Here is a 19,806-nt window from a genome sequence, read left to right on the forward strand (position 1 = left end):
CAACAGTTCATTCCGTTCGCGAGGAACGGACACTCTCTCCTTTCTTCTGACCATTGCTTTTTCACAGGCAGAAACGAATGACAGAACAGAGCATGGCGTTCCGGCGTGGAGACACCATCCCAGGATGGCTGCCGCTTATGCTGGGCATCTTTACGGCGGTCGGCCCCGTCTCGACGGATATTTACCTGCCAGCTCTTCCCGAGATGGAACGCCAGCTTCACGCCGCTCCAGGGTCGGGCAGCATCACGATGGCGGCCTGGGTCATCGGTCTGGCTATCGGTCAGATCAGTATTGGCCCGATTTCGGATCGCTTTGGTCGTCGGATGCCGCTTTTGATTGGCATGATCGGATATACGATTGGCGAGGTTGGCTGTGCGCTGGCTCCGAACATGACGGTGATGTGCATCTGGCGCGTCTTCTCCGCGCTGATGGCGTCTGCCGGGCTGGTGGTCCCCAATGCCTGTCTTCGGGATCTGACGGAAGGGGATACAGCATCAAAGCTGATGTCCCGCCTGATCGTGGTGCAGGGTGTTGTGCCGATTCTGGCCCCGATGCTGGGAGGATTCGCGCTGAAGTTCGTGGACTGGCGATCTATTTTCTGGGCGACTGCGCTTTACGGTGCCGTCTGTACCGTCATGCTTCTGACCGTCTTCCCGGAGACGCTCGCCAAGCAGGACCGGCGCGACATGATGCCCCTCTCTATTATCGAGCGGTATATCTACATTCTGCGGACTCGCAGTTTCATTACGAACGGGTTGGTCTGGAGCTTTCTGGGTTTCGTGACCTTCACGTATCTGACCGGGGCGCCCGCCCTGTTTGAAGAGCGATTTGGTATGTCACCGTTTCATTACGGCATGCTGTTCGGTCTGTTTGCCGTCTGCATGATCGGTGCCTCTGCTATCAACGGGCTGGTCGTGGGGAAGGTCAGTACCTCTCACATGCTGTTCAGCGCCTTGGGGATCAGCTTGACAGGAAGTGTCCTGTTTCTGGCGTTGGCCGTGATTTCCGCGGTGGATCTGACATCTGGTGGTCAGCTTCGATCGTTCTTTCTATGGCCGCTCATCATTGCCCTGATCATCACAATGGCGCCAACAGGCATCATTGGACCCAATTCCATGGTTGGCATTCTGTCCGAACAGTCCGAACGTGCAGGTTCGGCTTCTGCACTGGCAGGAACAATGCAGTACCTGTTCGGAGCAGTTGCCAGTGCGCTGTTTGGGCTGATGCCTGCGGGGACGGCTGTTCCGTTTGCAGGCTTTCTGGTCTTTGCCTTCTGTGCGGCAACGTTCTTTGCCCTGCTGAGGCCAAAGCTTCCCCCTTCGGCGTCTTGAGCGGAGTTGAAAGCGATGCAGGTCCTACTGGTTGAAGATGATGTTGCCGTTGCCCTGGTGGTGAAAACGGTTCTGCAGCGTGAAGGCTGGGACGTTCATCAGGTTGAGGACGCGGAAGCTGCCTTGGCGTGGGACGGATCAGCCGATCTGCTGGTTACGGATTACAATCTGCCCGGCATTCTCAACGGGCTATTGCTCGCCCGGAAACTGCGGGAGCAGAACGCCTTGCTGGCTGTCGTTCTTATGTCGGGAGACTTCGAGGAAGGCCAGTTAATGGGTGAAAGCGTGGCGGTTCTGCCAAAGCCGTTTCGCAGAAATGCCCTTCTGGAGGCCATCGATCAGGCCCGGAATGCAATCCGGGCTTGAGTTGAAGGGGAAGAGTCCCCTACATGGCGCGCTGTTTGTCATGCCCAGAAGAAAGCAGTGCCGCCATGTCGTTCAAGGAACCCCAGCCGCTCAACCTCAAGGACTATATCCGTGAGGTTCCGGATTTCCCGAAGCCGGGGATTCTGTTCTACGACATCTCCACGCTGATCCGTTCCGCCGAAGCCTGGCAGGTTGCTACAGGCCGTCTGGCCCGCATCATTTCCGCATGGCAGCCGGATCTTCTGGCTGGAATCGAAAGCCGTGGCTTCCTGATGGCGGCTCCGTTGGCACAGCGCCTTGGCTGTGGTTTCACCATGCTGCGCAAGCCAGGCAAGCTGCCGGGCAAGACGATTTCCCTGAAATACGGCCTCGAATACGGCGAAGACGAACTGCATATTCAGGCAGACGCCATCAAGCCGGGTCAGCGCGTTGTTGTTCTCGATGACCTTCTGGCAACGGGTGGCACACTGACGGCTTCCATCGACCTGCTGGGCAAAGTCGGTGCAGAAGTTGTTGGTGCTAGCGTGCTGATCGAACTTGCAGGTCTTAAGGGACGTGACAAACTGGACGTTCCGCTGAACGCACTCATCACTTACGAAGACTGAGGAACACCCATGTCCGGCATTTCTTCCCTGTGGCAGACCCGCTATCGCACTGACGCCCCGAAAGACCTGCCGGACAATCCGGTTCTCGAAACCCTTCTGAAACACCATTCGGTTCGGGCTTATCTCCCGGATGCGCTGCCTTCCGGCATGTTGGAAGCCGGAATCGCGGCGGCCTCTTCGGCGGCAACGTCCAGCAATCTTCAGGTCTGGTCTGTGGTCGCGGTTGAAAATCCCGAGACACGCGCGAAGCTGGCCGAACTCTGCGGCAACCAGAAGCACATCGAAGTCGCGCCTCTGTTTCTGGCCTGGATCATCGATCTGGCCCGTCTGGAACGGATTGCGGAACGGGCGGGTAAGGGCAGTGAAGCGCTGGATTATGAGGAAATCTTCCTCATGAGCACGCTGGATGTAGGCATCGCTGCCCAGAATGCCGTGACGGCCTTTGAGTCCATGGGCCTTGGCACTGTCTATATCGGCGGTTTGCGGAATCATCCGGAAGACGTTGCCAAACTGCTCAACCTTCCTCCCAAAACCGTTGCGGTTGTCGGCCTGTGTGTTGGTCGCCCCGATCCGGTCTATCAGAACGGATACAAGCCTCGTCTCGGTCAGGATGTGGTCGTTCATCGGGAACGGTATGATGCGACGCAGGAACCAGAAGGCATCGCCGCCTATGACCGCGTTGCTGACGCTTACCAGCAGGAGCAGGGTCTTCCATCCCGTGCATGGTCCGAGACTGTTGCGGCTCGCGTGGACAGCTATCGCGGGCTGAGTGGACGGCACGTTATGAAGGACGTTCTGAACCGGATGGGCTTTGCGTTGAAATAACCGGTTTCTGCCTTTTCCTCTGTTTCCCACGGGAGTTCCGTCCTGAGCGCGTTTCTTTCTCCGGACCTCCCGGTCACGGCTATTTTTCCAGAGCTTCTGAGCGTATTTGAACAACAGTCCAATGCTGTTCTGGTGGCTCCTCCGGGTGCCGGTAAGACGACTTTGACCCCATTGGCGCTGCTTGATGCGCCATGGCTTGCCGGGCAGAAAATTATTCTTGTCGAACCGCGCCGTGTTGCCGTGCGTGGTGCCGCATCCCGGATGGCCAGCACACTTGGCGAGCGTCCCGGCGAGACCGTTGGCTTTCGAACCCGTACGGATTCTGCTGTTTCCAGTCGCACGCGCATCGAAGTCGTGACGGAAGGGCTGCTCGTTCGCCGCCTTCTGGCAGACCCGACACTGGATGGCGTTGGGGCTATCCTGTTCGATGAAGTTCATGAACGGTCGCTGGATCTGGATGCCGCACTGGCCTTTTGCCTAGATCTTCAGCGCGAACTGCGGCCCGATCTGCGTATTCTGGCGATGTCCGCGACGCCGGACGGTCGTGCTTTCACAACGCTTATGAATGCGCCTCTCATCGAGAGTGAAGGGCGGCAGTACCCAATTGATGTCCGACACACCCGGGACCTCTCGCATCCCCGAGATCTGCCGGAGGCCTGCGTCCGAGCCATCCGACAGGCCTGGTCAGAAGAAGAGGGCGATATTCTCGCCTTCCTGCCGGGTGTCGGTGAAATTCGCCGCACGCAGGCGCTGCTTGGGGAGTCCGTGCCTGTTTTTCCGCTTCATGGTGAACAGACAACGGAAGATCAGGATCGCGCGATTGCACCGTCCTGTGTCCGTCGCGTCGTGCTGGCGACGTCCATTGCGGAAACATCCGTGACGGTTTCGGGCGTCAGGATTGTCGTGGATGGTGGCCTTCGACGGGCGCCCCGTCTGGACCCGAATACGGGTCTGTCCCGGCTGGAAACGCTGAAGATCTCCCGTGCGACGGCAACCCAGCGGGCCGGGCGAGCAGGGCGACAGTCTCCCGGTGTTGCGATCCGACTCTGGTCTGAAGCCACGCAGCGTGCACTCCGTCCACAGGATGCGCCTGAAATCCTTGTCGCAGACCTAACGGATTTCGCTCTTGTGACTGCCGCCTGGCAGAACGTCATGGGCACGTCCCCTGATGATCTGCCTCTGCTGGACGCGCCGCCTGCCGGGGTTCTGAAAGGGGGCCGCGAACTGCTCCGTGACCTTGGCGCCATCGACGCAGCGGGGCACATCACACCGCTCGGGAAACGGATGGCGGGATTAGGAACTCATCCGCGTTTGGCCGCGATGCTCTGTGCGGCAAAGACCATTCCTGAACGTGTCACAGGCGCGTGCCTTGCAGCGCTTCTGGAAGAGCGTGATCCTCTTCGTCCAAGGCCGAACACACCTGTAGGTGCATCGGCTGGAGCGGACATCCGCACGCGTCTGGCTCTTTTCGAACGCGATGACCCTCGTGCCGACCGGGCCAGCCTGTTTCACATGCGCCAATCTGCCAAGCGCTTCCTGCGCCGGATGGGTGGCAAGGATCTTCCTCTTAGCCCAATGCCTGCACATGCCGGACCACTTCTGGCGGCCGGTTTTCCAGACCGGGTGGCGCAGGCGGCTGGCGAATTGGGGCGCTTTCGTCTTGCAGGCGGAGGAAGTGCGCGCGTCTCGGCTAATGATGGTCTGGCACGGGAAAAGCTGCTGGCTGCCGCTGCCTTCCATACCCGGACGTCCACGGAAATCACTCTTGCCGCGCCTCTGGATGCGGAAAACCTGCCTCAAACGCTGCTGGACCGGACGACCGAACAGGTGGAGACCAGTTTGGACGGTGCCTCCGGGCGTATCATCGCCCGGCGCCGACTTCGTCTGGGTGCACTGATCCTGCGAGACCGCAACACAGAGGTGACGCCCGAGGAAGCGCAGGCGCTCCTGCTCCAGCAGATCCAGTCCGATCTGCCACGAGTTCTCGACTGGTCCGACGCGACCCGACAGTTTCAGGCGCGTGTCGCTCATGCCCGCGCGACCTATGCTTCACATCTGCCAGATCTGTCTGTGGAGGCTCTGGCTCAGAGTCTGGAATGGCTCGAACCCTATCTGGCGGGGTGTGACCGTTTAACGCAGGTCAAGGCGCTGGATCTTCTGTCCATCCTGCGGACGCAACTGGATTACGCTGATCTGTCGGCGTTGGATCGCAAATTACCGCCACGTTTGACGCTGAAAGCCAGCACGCACGAGATTGATTATACGGGTGCGATTCCAACAGTCTCCGCCCGTGCACAGGCTTTCTACGGAACAGCCACAACGCCCGTGCTGGCCGACGGTCAGGTCGCGCTTCAATGTGCGCTTCTGTCGCCCGCTGGTCGTCCGCAGGCGATTACAGCCGATCTGGCAGGCTTCTGGAAAGGAAGCTGGCTGGATATGCGTAAGGACATGCGCGGCCGTTACCCTCGGCATGACTGGCCGGAAGACCCGACCACGGCTGAGCCACCGAAGCCCAGGCCAAAGCGTTAGCCCAGTCGCAGGATGGCGTTGCGGAAAAGGGCCCGGACGCCTTCCGCATTCACGTCCGTACAGACCTGCACAGAAGGGCGATGATCCCAGTCGCCCGGCGGATAGACGCGTCCATCAGCTTTCAGAATGGATTCTCCCAAAGCGACGCTTTCCGTTGCGACCCGGACAGCTCCTTTCTGTGTTTTGAATAGTTCGGGGGCGATGACGTAGGCAGCGGCGGAGGCGTCATTGACGTAAATACCGTTCAGGCCGAGCCCATGATGGAAAGTCATGTAAACGCGGGTGATGTCCCACAGGAACTGCCCGGCTTTACCACCATGTTGGCGCAGATCGGCGAAATACGCATCCGTCATGATGGTCTGCGTCGTGACATCCAGCCCCACGATCGTCAGGGGCCAACCTGCGGCACAAATTTCGTCTGCCGCACGGGGATCACCATGGAAATTGGCTTCCGCTGCGGGTGTGACGTTTCCGCGCGCTCCATGATACCCGAACGCTCCACCCATTAGCACGACCTCCCGAACCAGCCCGGCAATCTCCGGCGCTTTTCGCACCGCGAGCGCCAGATTGGTCATATGTCCCGTTGCAACCAGCGTGATTTCGTGAGGACTGGCTCGCACAAGGTCGATAATCAGGTCATGAGCGGGACGGGGATCGAGCTTTTTCCGGACTGCGGGAAGAGGGATGTCGCCCAGTGCGTTCCGTCCATGAATGGTGACAGGCGGTGAGGACGTTACGCCATCCAGAGACGCTCCCTGACCTTTTGCGACAGGAGCGGTTATGCCGAACCTGTCTGCCAGATACAGCGCATTGCGTGTCGTGGTTTCGATCAGACCATTGCCGGCCGCTGTGGTGATCCCGACGATTGAAATACCAGGCGTGCCATGGAGTAGTAGAAGCGCCATGGCATCGTCGACACCCGGATCGGTATCCAGAATGATCTTGCGGCCGGGCGCCTGTGCCTGAACCTGTATCGGCAAGGCCGCAAGGGATGCCAATCCCGCGGAGTGGGCGAGCAGAGAGCGGCGGGACAGGCTCATGGCGGATCCTTGCGGATTGAAGTGACCGTTACTATCCGGGAACGACCTGTCTGCCGCAAGCGCTCAGCGTAGTCGAAGGGCGAAACGCCCAGCTCCGGCAGAGGCAAGGATCAGAAGACCACCGGCAATGCTGATATTCTTGTAGAAATGGATCATCATGTCGTAGCGGAGCATTCCGGACATGGTCCAGAAATGATGGCCGATCAGCCCTGTAATAATCGTATACAGGGCGAGAATGATGGCCACGGGCTCAATCAGAAAACCGGTCACCAACGCCAGTCCGGCACCCAGTTCAACGATGATGGCCAGAGCGGCAGAAAGGGTCGGCACGGGTGCACCTGTCTGCACCATATAGCCTACTGCGGCCTGAAAGTCGGTCAGCTTTCCCCATCCCATGACAAGGAACAGGATGGCCATCAAAAGGCGCCCAGCAAGGAGGAGGGCATCACGGGGAAGAAGGGAAGCGAACATTGGATTATCTTTCAGGGAGGAGAAGAACTGCCTGAAAGATAGGTGAGTTTAAAAAGTCGAAAAATAGAAATCATAGAATTGTTTGATTTCCAAAAACGTCATTATGTAGCATATGAGCACAGTGCCTGGACGCTCAAAAACACCCGTGTAGCGCTTCTTTTAGGAGCTTCAGCTATTTTGTGTTAGCAGCTGAAATATGACGATGTTCGTGACCTGTTTCCTATGAATCGCTCTCTTCAGGCCGCAGTAATAGGGGCAGGGACAGCGACTGTCGTAACAGTAGGGCTCATGCTCGCATGGCGCGCGCATGACAGCAGTTCACGCATTTCCTCACCCTCACAGCAGGTCTCTTCCGCAACGGTTCAGCTGCCCGTGGTCAAATCGCTGCCACCCGTTGTTTCTGGCAGTCCTTTGGCCGGTGAAAGCACGGATGCACACGGTATCCCGACGCAGCCCCCGGTCCCCGCAGCAGCGCCAGCTCTTCCGCCACTTCTGGTCAAATACGGCCCCCTGAGTTTTGCGCCGCTCGTCCGACAGGTCATCCCGGCTGTCGTCAATATTGCCATTACCCAGAACAGTCCTGACGGCCATGACCACGTTCCCCCGCAAATCAAGGGAACACCGCTGGAAAAGCGTTATCATGATCGCATGAAGCGCCAGCAGGATGAAATGGTTGGCGCGGGGTCTGGCTTTATTGTGGATGCGACCGGCATCATTGTCACGAACCGCCACGTTGTTGGCGGCGCTGACAAGGTGGTCGTGTCCCTCTCCAATGGCCACGAAATGCCAGCCCGGCTTCTGGGGGCTGACCCGCTGACGGATATTGCCGTCATCAAGGTCGATAGCCCTGAGCCTCTTCCGCACGTCACGTGGGGTGACAGCCGACAGACGGATATCGGAGACTGGATTCTCGTAGCGGGTAATCCGTTCGGTTTCGGATCTTCCGTTACGGCTGGTATCGTTTCAGCCGTCGGGCGTGATCTCGGGATTGGTTCGCTGGATGATTTCATCCAGCTCGATGCGCCGATCAATCCGGGCAATTCCGGTGGTCCAGCTTTCAATATGCGTGGACAGGTTGTGGCTGTGAATGCGGCGATCGTGACGCCTGCGGGTGGCTCGGTGGGGATTGGTTTCGGCATCCCGTCCGAAATCGTGGCGCCCATTGTTGCGGAAATCGAAGCCACGGGTCACGCCGAACATGGCTGGCTTGGGATCACGCTGGATGACAGTGACACTGATGTCGGCATCGCGGGTGTCGATAACGGTGGTCCGGCCCAGAAAAGTGGCCTGCGTCGTGGCGATATCGTTCGTCAGGTGGATGGAACGCCCGTGATCAGCGCCCGAATGCTGCTGCGCAGCATAGCGGCTGCCAAGCCGGGCATGGTGCTGAATTTTGGGGTCCGTCGTGGAGACAAGGACCTGACACTTCCTGTTCATATCGGCCCGCGCCCGAAGAATGCGGATAACTGAACAACGCTTCACTTTGACCCACGCAAACAAGCCGGTATTCTGTAGGTCTGACGCCGCGTTCAGTTGTCTGAAAAGATAGAGAGTAACATTCATGCGTATCCTGCTTGTCGAGGACGATTCCACAGTCCGCGCCTTTGTTCTCAAAGGGCTGCGCGAGGCCGGGCATGTCGTTGATGAAGCGGATAATGGCAAGGACGGTCTGTTTCTGGCGGTTAGCGAGAATTACGACGTTGTCATTCTGGATCGCATGTTGCCGGGCGGCATTGATGGTCTGCGTATTCTGGAAACGCTGCGCGGCCAGCAGAACGCCACACCCGTTCTGCTCCTTTCCGCACTGGCGGATGTCGATGAACGTGTTGCCGGTCTGAAGGCTGGCGGCGACGATTACATGACGAAGCCGTTTGCGTTCTCCGAACTGCTGGCTCGCGTGGAAGCTCTTGGCCGTCGTGGCCGCCCGGAATCTGCTCCCCAGACGCGTCTGACGGTCGGGGATCTGGAAATGGATCTGCTGTCCCGGACGGTGAAGCGTGGCAATGAAAAGATTGATCTTCAGCCTCGCGAATTTCGTCTGCTGGAATTTTTGATCCGCCACGCCGGACAGGTCGTAACCCGCACCATGCTGCTGGAGCGCGTGTGGGATTATCACTTCGACCCACAGACGAATGTGATCGACGTGCATGTGTCCCGCCTTCGCCAGAAGGTGGACAAGCCGTTTGCGACTCCCCTCATCCATACGATCCGGAACGCCGGCTACATCCTGCGCGCGGACTGATCCGTGAACATCTGGCGTGGGCTTAAGCGGCTGGGAAAGCGTTTACGCTGGCCGATCCGGTCCGCTGGGCTGAACTTTGCGCTCGCTTACGGGCTGGTGTTCATCATTTCAGCGGGCGTGTTCCTGTCCTTCATCTGGTGGAACACCACCGGGCAGCTTGATCGTCAGGTAGAGGCCGCCGTTCAGGTTGACGCGCATGATCTGGCCCAACGCTGGGTTCATGGTGGCCCTGCTGCTCTGGCCCTCGCCATTCAGGATCGCCTAGATCAGAACGTCGAGGATGACGAACTCTATCTTCTGGTCGGCCCGGACGGCCGGAAATATGCCGGTAACCTCCCCGGATGGCCGGTCGTCATCACACAGATGGACGAGTTTTATGAACTCTCCATCCGGCGGGACGGATTTCGAACACAGGCCAAAATGCATGCTTACCCGCTTTCAGAAGGGTTCCGCCTGATTGTTGGCCGGGACGTCCGGGGACGTCAGGTTGTCCGGCATGTTCTGACCGATACGCTCATCTGGGCGTGGGTCATGGTGTCTCTTCTGGCGGCAGGCGGAACGTTGGCCATCCGTCGGATTTTTCGACAGGTGGTCCATTCGATTGCCCGCACAACGTCCGCCGTGGCGCAGGGTGATCTGAGCCGTCGCATTCCCCTGACGGGGAATGAAACCGATCTTGTGGCGCAGACGGTCAACACCATGCTGGAGCGTATCAATCGTCTTATGGACGGTGTGCGACAGGTGTCGAATGCCATTGCGCATGATCTGCGCACCCCCATTGCCCGTGCCCGTGCCCGGCTGGAAGATGCGAGCCTGACCGCGACGTCTAAAGACGAACTCCGCGCGGCGATTGACCGCGCTGTGCTGGATCTGGATCGCGTAACCTCCATTTTTGAGGCATTGCTCCGCATTGCCCAGCTTGAGGCGGGCGCGCGGCGCGCTGCCTTCACGGTGTTGGACATCGGCCCTCTCCTCGAAGGCCTGACCGAGCTTTATGAGGCCTCCATGGAGGAGGCTGGTCTGACGCTGGACCTGAAGCTGGGCCAGATTGGTCCCGTAAACGGCGATCCGCATCTTTTACAGCAGGCGGTCGCCAACTTACTGGATAATGCGATCAAGTTTGCTCCGGCCAACTCAACCATTACCCTGTCTGCCGCCATGCAGAATGGCAGCGTTGCGATTTCGGTGGCCGATCAGGGACCAGGAATGGAGGAGCAGGATATGATGCGGGCCTCGGAGCGCTTTTTTCGGGCTGAGGCTGCTCGTAATACACCGGGAGCAGGCTTGGGCCTGTCTTTGGTTCAGGCTGTTGTGCACTTGCATGGCGGCACTATGGAACTGGCGAATGGCCATCCGGGGTTACGGGTGATGCTGCGCCTGCCTGTTGCTCAGAAAAAAAGCACATCGCCAGCATGACGGAAGTTTCATTCCTCCCTCACACGTGGCTTAGGTGACAAGGCTTAAAGAAGGCGAGATGCGCCTTCTGTCCCCCACTACTGTCTGTCTTTTGGGTCTTGGCCTGATGGGAAGCCTTGCGGCTGCTCCCGCCGGGCATGGACCGTCTCAGTCACTGGTTTCGCGCCCTGCTGTCGGGAAAGAGGATGGCGCAATTTCCGTGACATCGGACAGTGCTGAGTACTGTACGCAGCTTACTCGGAATGTGGATCAGCTTCTGGCCATGCCGCATGGGATTCCAGTTGGTGCAATGGATGATGCAAAGCGGCTGCGAGCGGAAGGAGATACGCTCTGCAAGCATCGCCATCTTCGCGCTGGGATCGCAAGGCTGCGTCGTGCGTTGGTTCTGCTGGAACATAGTCAGGAGCATTCATGAAACGCTTATTCCGTCTGGTCACGCCCTTGGCCGTTTTGTCTCTGGCCGCCTTCTGTCAGGCCCGCGCCGAGGACAGTCCCAACGGAACCCAGCTTGATTTCACGGTGACGGGAGAAGCCCATGCGGCTCCTACGCTTCTGACCGTGCGCCTCTTCGGGCGGGCTGACAGCACGTCTGCGATTGAAGCTCAGAAGACTCTGAATGCGCATATGGCCGATGCGATGAAGATGGCGTCCGGTCAAGCGGGGATTGAGGCTCAGGCGGGCAGCTATTCCCTGTCTGATCAGACACCCGAGCGTGGTCCGACGCGCTGGACGGCGCGTCAGGACCTGAGTCTGAGCGGCAAGGAAGCCGTGGCGCTTCTGGACCTGTCGGGCAAGCTGCAGAGCCATGGCTTGATGATGGATGGTCTGGAGTGGTCTCTGGATTCCGAAACCCGTGAGACACTCCTTACGCAGGCCCGCACGCAGGCTCTTCAAAAAGTCCGTAAGGAAGCGGAGGAGAGCGCCAGAACGCTCGGGCTGCATGTTGTTCGCCTGAAGCAGGTGCGCGTTTCTTCCATGGAACCTGGACCTCGCCCGGTTATGCTTATGGCTGCGCGTGCATCAGCGGATTCTTTTACGCCTCCGCAGGGCACACCCCAGGAGCAGACCTTGCGCGTAACCGTGAGTGTTCAGGCTGAACTGGCTCCCTGACGTGCCGCAGGTCACTGTCTGGCACGATGGCAACTGTCCCTTGTGCCAGAAAGAAATTGCTTTGATGCGTCGGCTGGACCGGCGCGGAAATATCCAGTTCATTGATGCGACCAGCGAGACAGCAGACTGTCCTTTAAGCCGGCATGAGCTTCTGGAGCGCTTCCATGCGAGAGAAGGGGAGCAGATGTATGACGGTGCCGCGGCTTTTGCAGCCATGTGGCGTGCCATTCCACCCCTGAGGCCACTGGGCGAAATCGCGCGGTTTCCGCTTATGCTTCAGGGACTTGAGTATCTGTATGGCCACTTCCTGAGGGTGCGGCCCGTCCTTCAAAAGATTATGCGAAAAATCGGGCATTAGACTCCATTTTCTCTCAGAAACGGTTTGCCGGCAGAAATTTACAGACATATTTTGACATGATTAACCGGAAAGGGATGTGTCATGCGGGTCTGGCTTTCTGCTGTTGTCGTTCTTTTATGCCTCGCAAGCTCTGGCGCTTATGCGCAGGAGCATCTGGTCGTTAAAGGATATTCCTCAGACCAGACCAGTCATGCGGTTGAGGAGATCGTCCAACCAAGGACCGATCGCCAGATTGCCCGCTGGAACCAGATGGTTTGCCCGCAATTTGTCGGCTTTCCTGCGGATGTGGAAAAGCAGTTCGAGGCCCATCTGGAAGACCGGTTTGCGAGATACGGGATTCCGGTCAAAGCGCACTGTCCAATCCCGCAGCTTTTCATTCTGGCCACGGTTCATGAAGACGATCTTATCGATCATATTCTGGAGCGCGATCCCTATCTGATGCAGGGGATCGACGTTTCTGCTGCGTTTGCGGATAATTTCCGTCTTCCTCCCTCGGATGTCCGGCAGGCGATCCGGCAGAATTATCCTGTGCGCTGGTTTTCTGATGTTGGGATTGAATACAACGGACAGACAGGCACACACCTTCTGAACGGGAATTTACCCGCGCGTTTTGGGGGAGGAAGAGCAACGGCTCTGTATATCGGCGAAATTCCGATGACGTCGTTTCTCGGGTCGATCCGGCATGAAGATATCAAGTACATGGCCATCACCGTGGACCTCTCCAAAATGGAAGGTGTTTCCTGGCCATCCTTGTTCGAATATGTCTCCATGGTGGCGCTGACCAATCCGCAGCTCAAGGATTACGACACGTCCGAGACGATACTCGGCAGTTTCGTGAAGCACAGGAAACCACAGTCAGGCGATTTTGCCATGACGGATCTGGATGATGCTGTGGTTCGCGAATTCTATACGAATGACCGGGCAGAAGACGGTCGGGAAGAGACTCAGAAAATTACCTCTGATGTCACAGCCAGTTTGCATCCCTGATGGAAGTGGAGCCATGGCCGCATATCCGGGGCAATGTTTCCATGCTTGGGGGGAGGATTTAGCTTCGGTCTGGCTCATCATGGTTGAGAACAAGGCCGCGCATAACAAAAGGCCAATCTAAGGTTTTTTAGGAAGTTTTTAAGGGAGAGTCCCTAGAGGTGGTGCGGTAGGAGCCCGCATGACCCTCTTTGCCCCCGACCCGTTTTCTCCTGATATTCATAATTTTACGGCCTCTCTGTGTGCTGCCGTCAGTCTGGATGAGGCCGGACGCAGAGGGGATGCTCTGGAGTCCTTGCAAGAGGCTGAGGGCCTGTTACCAGATCGTTCGGAAAGCGCTTTCCTTCTGGGTGGACTGTATGAGCGGTTCCAGTATTGGGGAAAAGCCGCAGCGTTTTATGAGAAAGCCCTTCAGTCCAGGCCAGAAGCGTCGCGCGTATGGCACAGGCTTGGCATCGTGCGTCTTCATGCGGGAGATTTGCCGGAAGCGCTGGATGCTTTGGAGCATGCGGTGTCTCAGGCCCCGGAAGTTCCTGACTATGCCACGGATCTGAGTATGGTGCTCTCCAGAATGGGACGATTCGAGGAGGCGCTTTGTCTGGTGCGTTTGGCCTTGACCCTCCGGCCAGACGATATCCATGCGCTTAATAATGCAGGCCATGTCCTGCAATGTCTCAACCGGTCTGCGGAAGCGATAGCCTTTTATGATACCGCGCTTCTGCAGGCTCCGTCTCATCCTGTTATCCGTTTTGGACGTGCGGCAGCGCTATTGAAAGCAGGCTTCTTTCGGGAAGGGTGGCAGGAATACGAATGGCGCTGGCAGTCTTCCCGCACAGTGAGGACAGACATCAAGGCTCCCGTCTGGGAAGGGGAAGACCTCCAGGGTAAGACGATCCTTGTGCACCATGAGCAGGGCTATGGGGACACGTTACATTTTGTGCGTCTTGTTTCCCTGCTGGCAGCCGCAGGCGCCTGTGTTGTGATGCAGGTACCAGTTCCACTTGTCCGTCTCATGGAACGCGTTGAGGGTGTGGACCGGGTTTTTTCTGTGATCCCACCTGAAGAGCGTTTTGACTATCACTGCCCGCTGATGAGTCTTCCGGCCCGCCTCAGGCTGGAGTCTGATTGTGTCGGACCGGTGCCCTATCTTTCCGTGCCGGCCGACGAGAGTGTACGACAGGGAAATCTTCTGCGGAGTTTGGCGCAGGGAAATCCAGAACAGCCAGATTTCATTGTCGGGCTTGTCTGGGGAGGAGATCCCCGTTCTCACGATCTGCGAGCGACACAAACGGATCGCCGCCGAAGCATCCGGCTGGAAAATCTGGCGCCTCTTTTCTCGGTTCAGGGCATACGCTTTGTCAGTTTCCAGATGGGGCTGCTAAGGCATCAGATTGAAGCTTCAGGACTGCCTCTGGTGGAGGGGACGGACGGTATTCTGGATTTTCAGGATACTGGAGCGCGGCTGTACGGTGTGGATCTGTTGATTACGGTTGACACATCCATCGCCCATCTTGCGGGCGGACTTGGGTTGCCCGTGTGGATGCTATCCCGTGCGGATGCGTGCTGGCGATGGGGAGAAAGCAGTAGCCAGACTGGCTGGTATCCAACAATGCGAATTTTCCGCCAGCCAGAATCAGGTGAATGGGGAAGTGTCGTAGAAGACGTGCGCGGAACTCTTGAGCGCCTGATGAGCGTTTATCGTTCCTGTCAGGAAAAACCGTCAATCATCTGAAGGTCAGATACAAAAAAGCAGCCACCCAAAGGTGACTGCTTTTCCGTAATTCAGAGCGGAGAACAGCTTTAGCGCGGTGCAATGACCATCAGCATCTGACGGTTTTCCATGCGTGGCATCTGCTCAACCTTGGCCTTTTCTTCGACTTCTGCGCGGATACGCTCCATCATCTTGGCGCCAAGCTCCTGGTGAGCCATTTCACGGCCCTTGAAGCGCAGGGAAACCTTCACCTTGTCGCCGTCATCAAGGAACGAATTGATGGCCTTGAGTTTCGTCTGGAAGTCATGCTCACCCGTACCCGGACGAACCTTCACTTCCTTGATCTCAATGACCTTCTGCTTCTTGCGAGCTTCGTTCTTCTTCTTCTGCTGTTCGTATTTGAACTTGCCGTAGTCCAGAATCTTCACAACAGGCGGAACAGCCGTCGGGCTGATTTCCAGCAGGTCAAGGCCAACCGAGAAAGCACGCATCAGGGCATCGCGGGTCGACATAACACCCTGCATTTCGCCTTCTTCGTCAATCAGACGAACCTGCGGAACACGGATTTCCTCGTTGACGCGCGGTCCTTCACGTGTGGGCGCGGCCTGCATCGGCGGTCTAGCTATGGTCAGCTCCTGTCGTAATTCTCATACAAGAATCAGCACTGACCTTACGCCCCGCCCTTCACGAAAAAGGGCGGGATGCGGTCTTTACCGATCCCGTTCCTTCTGCACATAGTCCCGCGCCCTTCCGGGTGCAAGAGGATTAAGCACAATCCTCAGAAAAGCGCGCAATATCCGGCGGAGTTGCTTCAGTTGAGAGGGCTTTGACGGCTTCGTCGAGTCCAAGGATTTCCTGCTGCGCTCCGCCGAGGCGACGCATGGCAACCTTGCGCTCTTCCGCCTCGCGGCGTCCGACGACCAGAATGACCGGGACACGGGCAAGGCTGTGTTCGCGGATCTTGGCGTTGATCTTGTCGTTGCGAACGTCAGTCTCAACCTGAAGACCAGCGGCCTTCAGCTTCGCGGCAACTTCCGTGGCATAATCCGCCGCGTCGGACACGATAGAGGCCACGACAACCTGCGTCGGTGCCAGCCAAAGCGGGAACTTGCCTGCATACTGCTCAATCAGAATGCCGATGAAGCGCTCGAAGCTGCCCAGGATCGCACGGTGCAGCATGACCGGGCGATGACGCTGGCTGTCCTCGCCAATATAGGACGCATCCAGACGTTCCGGCAGAACATAGTCCACCTGAAGCGTACCGCACTGCCAGTCACGACCGATCGCATCCGTCAGGACGAACTCCAGTTTCGGGCCGTAGAAGGCGCCTTCACCTGGATTGTATTCGTACTCAACGCCAGCAATTTCGCAGGCTTTCTTGAGCGATCCTTCAGCCCGATCCCAGACGTCGTCAGAGCCAGCACGCGTCTCCGGACGGTCTGAGAACTTCACGCGGAAGCTCTCGAAACCCAAATCCGTGTAAACCTCGGCCAGCATCTTCACGAATTTTGCAGTTTCATCCGCAATCTGGTCGTCCGTGCAGAAGATATGGGCATCATCCTGCGTGAAGCCACGAACGCGCATGATGCCATGCAGTGAGCCGGACGGCTCATAACGATGGCACGCGCCGAACTCTGCCATCCGTAGCGGCAGTTCACGGTAGGACCGCAGGCCATGACGGAAAATCTGCACATGGCACGGGCAGTTCATCGGCTTCAGGGCGAGGGTTTTGTCTTCATCCTCAACCTGCGCGATGAACATGTTCTCGCGGTATTTGTCCCAGTGACCGGAGGCTTCCCAGAGGGCACGGTCCACAAGCTGCGGGGTGCGGACTTCTTCATACCCGTTCCGGGACTGCGCCCGGCGCATGTAGTCTTGAAGGACCGTGTACAGACGCCAGCCCTTGTGGTGCCAGAAAATCTGCCCAACAGCTTCTTCCTGAATGTGGAAGAGGTCCATCTCACGGCCAATGCGGCGATGATCGCGCTTCTCGGCTTCTTCCAGACGCGTCAAATGGGCGTCCAGCTCCTTCTTGTCGCGCCAGGCTGTGCCGTAAATACGAGTCAGCATGGGGTTGCGATGGTCACCGCGCCAGTAGGCACCGGCCACACGCATGAGCTTGAACGCGGTTCCGACGTCTGCCGTGCCGCGCAGATGCGGGCCGCGGCAGAGATCGAGCCATTCGCCCTGACGGTAGATCGAAATCTGCTCGTCTTCCGGCAGATCGCGGATCAGTTCGGCCTTGAAGTCCTCACCCTTCTCTCCAAAAAAGCGGATGGCTTCGTCACGATCCCACACTTCACGGGTGAAGGGAGCGTTGGCAGCAACGATCTCGCGCATCTTGGCTTCGATGGCCTCGAAGTCATCCGGCGTGAACGGCTTCTCACGAGAGAAATCGTAATAAAAGCCGTCCTTGATGCTCGGACCGATCGTGACCTGCGTTTCCGGCCAGAGCGATTGTACGGCTTCTGCCAGGACATGGGCCGCGTCATGGCGGATCATTTCAAGGGAGGCGTCGTCCTTTTTTGTGACGAACTTGACGGCCGCATCGTCTGCAATCTCGGTTGCGAGATCGACGAGTTTGCCGTTCACCTCCATGGCCAGGGCGGCTTTTGCCAGCCCCGGACCGATGGAGGCGGCGATAGTCGTGCCCGTCACGGTCCCGTCGAACGTGCGGACGCTTCCGTCGGGGAGTGTGATGGCGGGCATGGGATCGCTCCTCTGCGATGGCTCCCGGCAGCCCTCTGCCGGGAAAAAGACACGCGTAAATGGCCCCAATCCGGTATGGGCTGCAAGCCCTGCACCGGCGGGAAGTCGGATTTATCGGTCGGTTGTGGCTGTCTGAAGGGTAAAAGGCGCCAATCCAGCCCCGTTCGGGAGGCGCCCCTCGCGCCATCCGGCATCCATATAATGGATCAAGGGCCAGATGCCGTAAAACGCATCCTTCACAACATCTATGTTCTCATGCGCGTAGAACAACGGATCGAACAGGACGTACTCGTGCTGTGATCCACCTTCAATCCGACGATGTGCTAAAAAATTCTGTGGAATATGGACCGGAATCTGTGGAGCCGGAGCGTCGCCCAGAAGGGGAGCAGGATCTATGCCCAGATCACGGAAATGCTGTGCGATGGCAGGTGCGTAGATATCGGGTGTGTGCAGATAGCTCCGGAGAAAATCTTCCCGACTTGCCTGAAAATAATACCGGAGATGATACCCTTCCTGCGGGTTTTGTGGCGTGATCTGGCCTGCTTTTGGTTTCTCGCCAGGAATGGCGCCAGCGATATGGGAGAGTTTTTGTCGTGCGAAGCGGCGGATCTCTTCATAATCCGGTCGGTTGTGCAGATGAATATGCACAAAGGGCGTGCGGACGCAGCGTTCAGGATAAATGGTTTGCGGCGCATGAAGTCCGCGGTCCAGCCCGACAATCGTATGGGCTCTGAACAGGGCGCGCGGTACGGATTGCGGGCGGTAATAGCCAGGTGCGTCCGGCACATTCAGGAGCAGCCGGTCTGTAATCAGCGTGGCCTGCTCGTCTTTCAGAAGTTCGAACTGTGCTCGGATTTCTGCTGGATCGACGGATAGCCGATCCAGAAAGAATGCGAGAAACTCGTCGCAATCCATAGGAAGGACGAAATCGCAGGCATTGTCTGCATCCCATCCACGGATAACGTCCGCGAAGATATCTCCTTTCCGCAGGAAATCCCTGTGAGACCGGTACTTGCGGATAATCTGAACGCCCTGCGCTTCGTAGCGCTTCTGCACGGCCTTGACGTGCGGGTCCGTCGAGCCGTTGTCGATCACGGTCAGATTGGAAAGGCCGAAAATGGCCCCATGCCAGAGAATCCACGGCTCAAGAAGCGTGGCCTCGTTCTTCTGCATCGTGATGCAACGGATGACGGTCATGCCGGGAGGAGGGCCTCTATCCTGAAAGCGGGCAACAACGCCAGATCCGGAACGTCCAGAATGGTTGTGCGCCCTGGGGTCAGGGTCAGTGGGGCTGTCAGGCGGGGGTCGCTATCCTGCGAGAACAGGGCGATGACCGGCCGGTCCATGGCGGCGGCCAGATGCATCGGGCCGGTGTCGTTGCCAATGACCTGTTCGGCGCGATCCAGCACGCCAGCTAACTCGATCAGACTGGTTTTTCCCGTCAGATCTATGGCCTGTGGGCAAACGGTTCGGATCTGCTCGGCCAGAGGTGTCTCGGCCGCGCTTCCCGCAATAATGGGTGTGATCCCGCGCTGAAACAGGGCTTGGGCTACTTCGGCGAACCGTGTGACAGGCCAGCGTTTCTGAGGACGATGCGGGGCCGCGCCAGGCACCAGAACAACATACCGCCCCTGAAACTTCGGTCCGTGACCTTGCAGCCATTCTGGGACGATACGCGGGAGCGGCGGCACACCAGCGGCACGAATCTGATCATCCAGACGGGCGAGCGTGTGCATGTCGTTGCGGGACGGATTGGCATGGGGGTGGCAACAGCCACTGGAAATCCCGGACCAGTTTCTTGGGCGACCTGCCAGCCGGAAATAGGTTTTTGAGCGGCCAGATGTCTGAAGATCGAAAATACGATCAAATCCCCGCAGCGTCCGGGAGAGCCGGAACAACGCGATCGGGTGTTTTAGGGAAGGGCGCTGGTCTGTCGTCACATCGTCGAACCATGGCGCTGCTGTGGCAAAATCCACAAAAGGCGGTGTGGTCAGCAACGTGATGTGATCATCCGGGAACGCAGTCCGAATGGCAGAGAAGGCTCCAAAAGCCTGAACGAAATCGCCCAGAGCGCCGAGCTTGATGACGAGAATACGACTCATACCCTGA

Annotated in this window: 19 protein-coding genes; 13 read left to right on the plus strand and 6 right to left on the minus strand. The window is 58.0% G+C overall.

Annotated elements, in window-relative coordinates:
* Positions 1 to 77: 77 nt before the first annotated feature.
* The 5 genes from AC3B6F_RS07500 (at position 78) to hrpB (ending at position 5,656) form a co-directional block, all read left to right on the plus strand.
* A complete protein-coding gene (locus AC3B6F_RS07500; protein WP_010503454.1) occupies positions 78 to 1,331 on the plus strand; it encodes a multidrug effflux MFS transporter in 1,254 nt (417 codons plus the stop codon).
* Positions 1,332 to 1,346: 15 nt separating this feature from the next.
* Positions 1,347 to 1,697: a response regulator gene (locus tag AC3B6F_RS07505; RefSeq protein ID WP_489823878.1), complete on the plus strand. Its 351-nt coding sequence runs from the start codon at positions 1,347 to 1,349 to the stop codon at positions 1,695 to 1,697.
* Between the two features lie 65 nt (positions 1,698 to 1,762).
* Positions 1,763 to 2,302, plus strand: a complete 540-nt coding sequence (locus tag AC3B6F_RS07510) for an adenine phosphoribosyltransferase (protein WP_489823879.1) — start codon at positions 1,763 to 1,765, stop codon at positions 2,300 to 2,302.
* A gap of 9 nt (positions 2,303 to 2,311) precedes the next feature.
* Complete coding sequence (locus tag AC3B6F_RS07515; RefSeq protein ID WP_489823880.1) at positions 2,312 to 3,127, plus strand: NADPH-dependent oxidoreductase; 816 nt, start codon at positions 2,312 to 2,314, stop codon at positions 3,125 to 3,127.
* 42 nt (positions 3,128 to 3,169) lie between these two features.
* Positions 3,170 to 5,656: an ATP-dependent helicase HrpB gene (gene hrpB, locus AC3B6F_RS07520; protein ID WP_489824006.1), complete on the plus strand. Its 2,487-nt coding sequence runs from the start codon at positions 3,170 to 3,172 to the stop codon at positions 5,654 to 5,656.
* Here the strand turns inward: hrpB and AC3B6F_RS07525 are convergent.
* Both AC3B6F_RS07525 and AC3B6F_RS07530 read right to left on the minus strand, forming a co-directional pair.
* Positions 5,653 to 6,696: a nucleoside hydrolase gene (locus tag AC3B6F_RS07525; protein WP_489823881.1), complete on the minus strand. Its 1,044-nt coding sequence runs from the start codon at positions 6,694 to 6,696 to the stop codon at positions 5,653 to 5,655. The genes hrpB and AC3B6F_RS07525 overlap by 4 nt on opposite strands.
* A gap of 63 nt (positions 6,697 to 6,759) precedes the next feature.
* Positions 6,760 to 7,167, minus strand: a complete 408-nt coding sequence (locus tag AC3B6F_RS07530) for a DoxX family protein (RefSeq protein WP_282858503.1) — start codon at positions 7,165 to 7,167, stop codon at positions 6,760 to 6,762.
* A 222-nt stretch (positions 7,168 to 7,389) separates the two neighbouring features.
* Between AC3B6F_RS07530 and AC3B6F_RS07535 the strand changes: the two genes are divergently transcribed.
* The 8 genes from AC3B6F_RS07535 (at position 7,390) to AC3B6F_RS07570 (ending at position 15,009) form a co-directional block, all read left to right on the plus strand.
* On the plus strand, positions 7,390 to 8,637 hold the full coding sequence (locus tag AC3B6F_RS07535; protein WP_489823882.1) for a S1C family serine protease: 1,248 nt from the start codon (positions 7,390 to 7,392) through the stop codon (positions 8,635 to 8,637).
* A gap of 91 nt (positions 8,638 to 8,728) precedes the next feature.
* A complete protein-coding gene (locus AC3B6F_RS07540; RefSeq protein ID WP_010503464.1) occupies positions 8,729 to 9,409 on the plus strand; it encodes a winged helix-turn-helix domain-containing protein in 681 nt (226 codons plus the stop codon).
* Between the two features lie 3 nt (positions 9,410 to 9,412).
* Entirely contained in the window at positions 9,413 to 10,825 is a 1,413-nt protein-coding gene (locus AC3B6F_RS07545; protein ID WP_489823883.1) for a sensor histidine kinase, read from the plus strand.
* A 58-nt stretch (positions 10,826 to 10,883) separates the two neighbouring features.
* On the plus strand, positions 10,884 to 11,240 hold the full coding sequence (locus AC3B6F_RS07550) for a hypothetical protein (RefSeq protein WP_061929716.1): 357 nt from the start codon (positions 10,884 to 10,886) through the stop codon (positions 11,238 to 11,240).
* Complete coding sequence (locus AC3B6F_RS07555; RefSeq protein WP_489823884.1) at positions 11,237 to 11,935, plus strand: SIMPL domain-containing protein; 699 nt, start codon at positions 11,237 to 11,239, stop codon at positions 11,933 to 11,935. Before AC3B6F_RS07550 ends, AC3B6F_RS07555 begins: the two co-directional genes overlap by 4 nt.
* Position 11,936: 1 nt before the next feature.
* Entirely contained in the window at positions 11,937 to 12,293 is a 357-nt protein-coding gene (locus tag AC3B6F_RS07560) for a thiol-disulfide oxidoreductase DCC family protein (protein ID WP_489823885.1), read from the plus strand.
* A gap of 81 nt (positions 12,294 to 12,374) precedes the next feature.
* A complete protein-coding gene (locus AC3B6F_RS07565; protein WP_489823886.1) occupies positions 12,375 to 13,280 on the plus strand; it encodes a hypothetical protein in 906 nt (301 codons plus the stop codon).
* 178 nt (positions 13,281 to 13,458) lie between these two features.
* Positions 13,459 to 15,009, plus strand: a complete 1,551-nt coding sequence (locus tag AC3B6F_RS07570) for a tetratricopeptide repeat protein (protein WP_489823887.1) — start codon at positions 13,459 to 13,461, stop codon at positions 15,007 to 15,009.
* A 68-nt stretch (positions 15,010 to 15,077) separates the two neighbouring features.
* On the opposite strand, the gene infC is transcribed toward AC3B6F_RS07570, so the two are convergent.
* The 4 genes from infC to AC3B6F_RS07590 all read right to left on the minus strand — a co-directional run bounded on the left by infC (position 15,078) and on the right by AC3B6F_RS07590 (position 19,799).
* Positions 15,078 to 15,599: a translation initiation factor IF-3 gene (gene infC, locus AC3B6F_RS07575; RefSeq protein ID WP_010503474.1), complete on the minus strand. Its 522-nt coding sequence runs from the start codon at positions 15,597 to 15,599 to the stop codon at positions 15,078 to 15,080.
* 154 nt (positions 15,600 to 15,753) lie between these two features.
* The gene (gene thrS / locus AC3B6F_RS07580) at positions 15,754 to 17,697 is read right to left on the minus strand and encodes a threonine--tRNA ligase (RefSeq protein WP_489823888.1); all 1,944 of its coding nucleotides are present in this window, start codon (positions 17,695 to 17,697) and stop codon (positions 15,754 to 15,756) included.
* A 111-nt stretch (positions 17,698 to 17,808) separates the two neighbouring features.
* Positions 17,809 to 18,894 carry a glycosyltransferase family protein gene (locus AC3B6F_RS07585; protein ID WP_489823889.1) on the minus strand — a complete coding sequence of 362 codons (1,086 nt, stop codon included), beginning with the start codon at positions 18,892 to 18,894 and terminating at the stop codon, positions 17,809 to 17,811.
* Positions 18,891 to 19,799: a glycosyltransferase family 9 protein gene (locus AC3B6F_RS07590; RefSeq protein ID WP_489823890.1), complete on the minus strand. Its 909-nt coding sequence runs from the start codon at positions 19,797 to 19,799 to the stop codon at positions 18,891 to 18,893. The genes AC3B6F_RS07585 and AC3B6F_RS07590 overlap by 4 nt, the downstream gene beginning before the upstream one ends.
* Positions 19,800 to 19,806 lie beyond the last annotated feature (7 nt).

Source organism: Gluconobacter sp. ESL1110, assembly GCF_058107395.1.

Coding starts and splice junctions, on each gene's coding strand:
- AC3B6F_RS07500 (WP_010503454.1), top strand. CDS start 78: ATGACAGAACAGAGCATGGCGTTCCGGCGTGGAGACACCATCCCAGGA.
- AC3B6F_RS07505 (WP_489823878.1), top strand. CDS start 1,347: ATGCAGGTCCTACTGGTTGAAGATGATGTTGCCGTTGCCCTGGTGGTG.
- AC3B6F_RS07510 (WP_489823879.1), top strand. CDS start 1,763: ATGTCGTTCAAGGAACCCCAGCCGCTCAACCTCAAGGACTATATCCGT.
- AC3B6F_RS07515 (WP_489823880.1), top strand. CDS start 2,312: ATGTCCGGCATTTCTTCCCTGTGGCAGACCCGCTATCGCACTGACGCC.
- AC3B6F_RS07525 (WP_489823881.1), bottom strand. CDS start 6,696: ATGAGCCTGTCCCGCCGCTCTCTGCTCGCCCACTCCGCGGGATTGGCA.
- AC3B6F_RS07530 (WP_282858503.1), bottom strand. CDS start 7,167: ATGTTCGCTTCCCTTCTTCCCCGTGATGCCCTCCTCCTTGCTGGGCGC.
- AC3B6F_RS07535 (WP_489823882.1), top strand. CDS start 7,390: ATGAATCGCTCTCTTCAGGCCGCAGTAATAGGGGCAGGGACAGCGACT.
- AC3B6F_RS07540 (WP_010503464.1), top strand. CDS start 8,729: ATGCGTATCCTGCTTGTCGAGGACGATTCCACAGTCCGCGCCTTTGTT.
- AC3B6F_RS07550 (WP_061929716.1), top strand. CDS start 10,884: ATGCGCCTTCTGTCCCCCACTACTGTCTGTCTTTTGGGTCTTGGCCTG.
- AC3B6F_RS07555 (WP_489823884.1), top strand. CDS start 11,237: ATGAAACGCTTATTCCGTCTGGTCACGCCCTTGGCCGTTTTGTCTCTG.
- AC3B6F_RS07565 (WP_489823886.1), top strand. CDS start 12,375: ATGCGGGTCTGGCTTTCTGCTGTTGTCGTTCTTTTATGCCTCGCAAGC.
- AC3B6F_RS07570 (WP_489823887.1), top strand. CDS start 13,459: ATGACCCTCTTTGCCCCCGACCCGTTTTCTCCTGATATTCATAATTTT.
- infC (WP_010503474.1), bottom strand. CDS start 15,599: ATGCAGGCCGCGCCCACACGTGAAGGACCGCGCGTCAACGAGGAAATC.
- thrS (WP_489823888.1), bottom strand. CDS start 17,697: ATGCCCGCCATCACACTCCCCGACGGAAGCGTCCGCACGTTCGACGGG.
- AC3B6F_RS07585 (WP_489823889.1), bottom strand. CDS start 18,894: ATGACCGTCATCCGTTGCATCACGATGCAGAAGAACGAGGCCACGCTT.
- AC3B6F_RS07590 (WP_489823890.1), bottom strand. CDS start 19,799: ATGAGTCGTATTCTCGTCATCAAGCTCGGCGCTCTGGGCGATTTCGTT.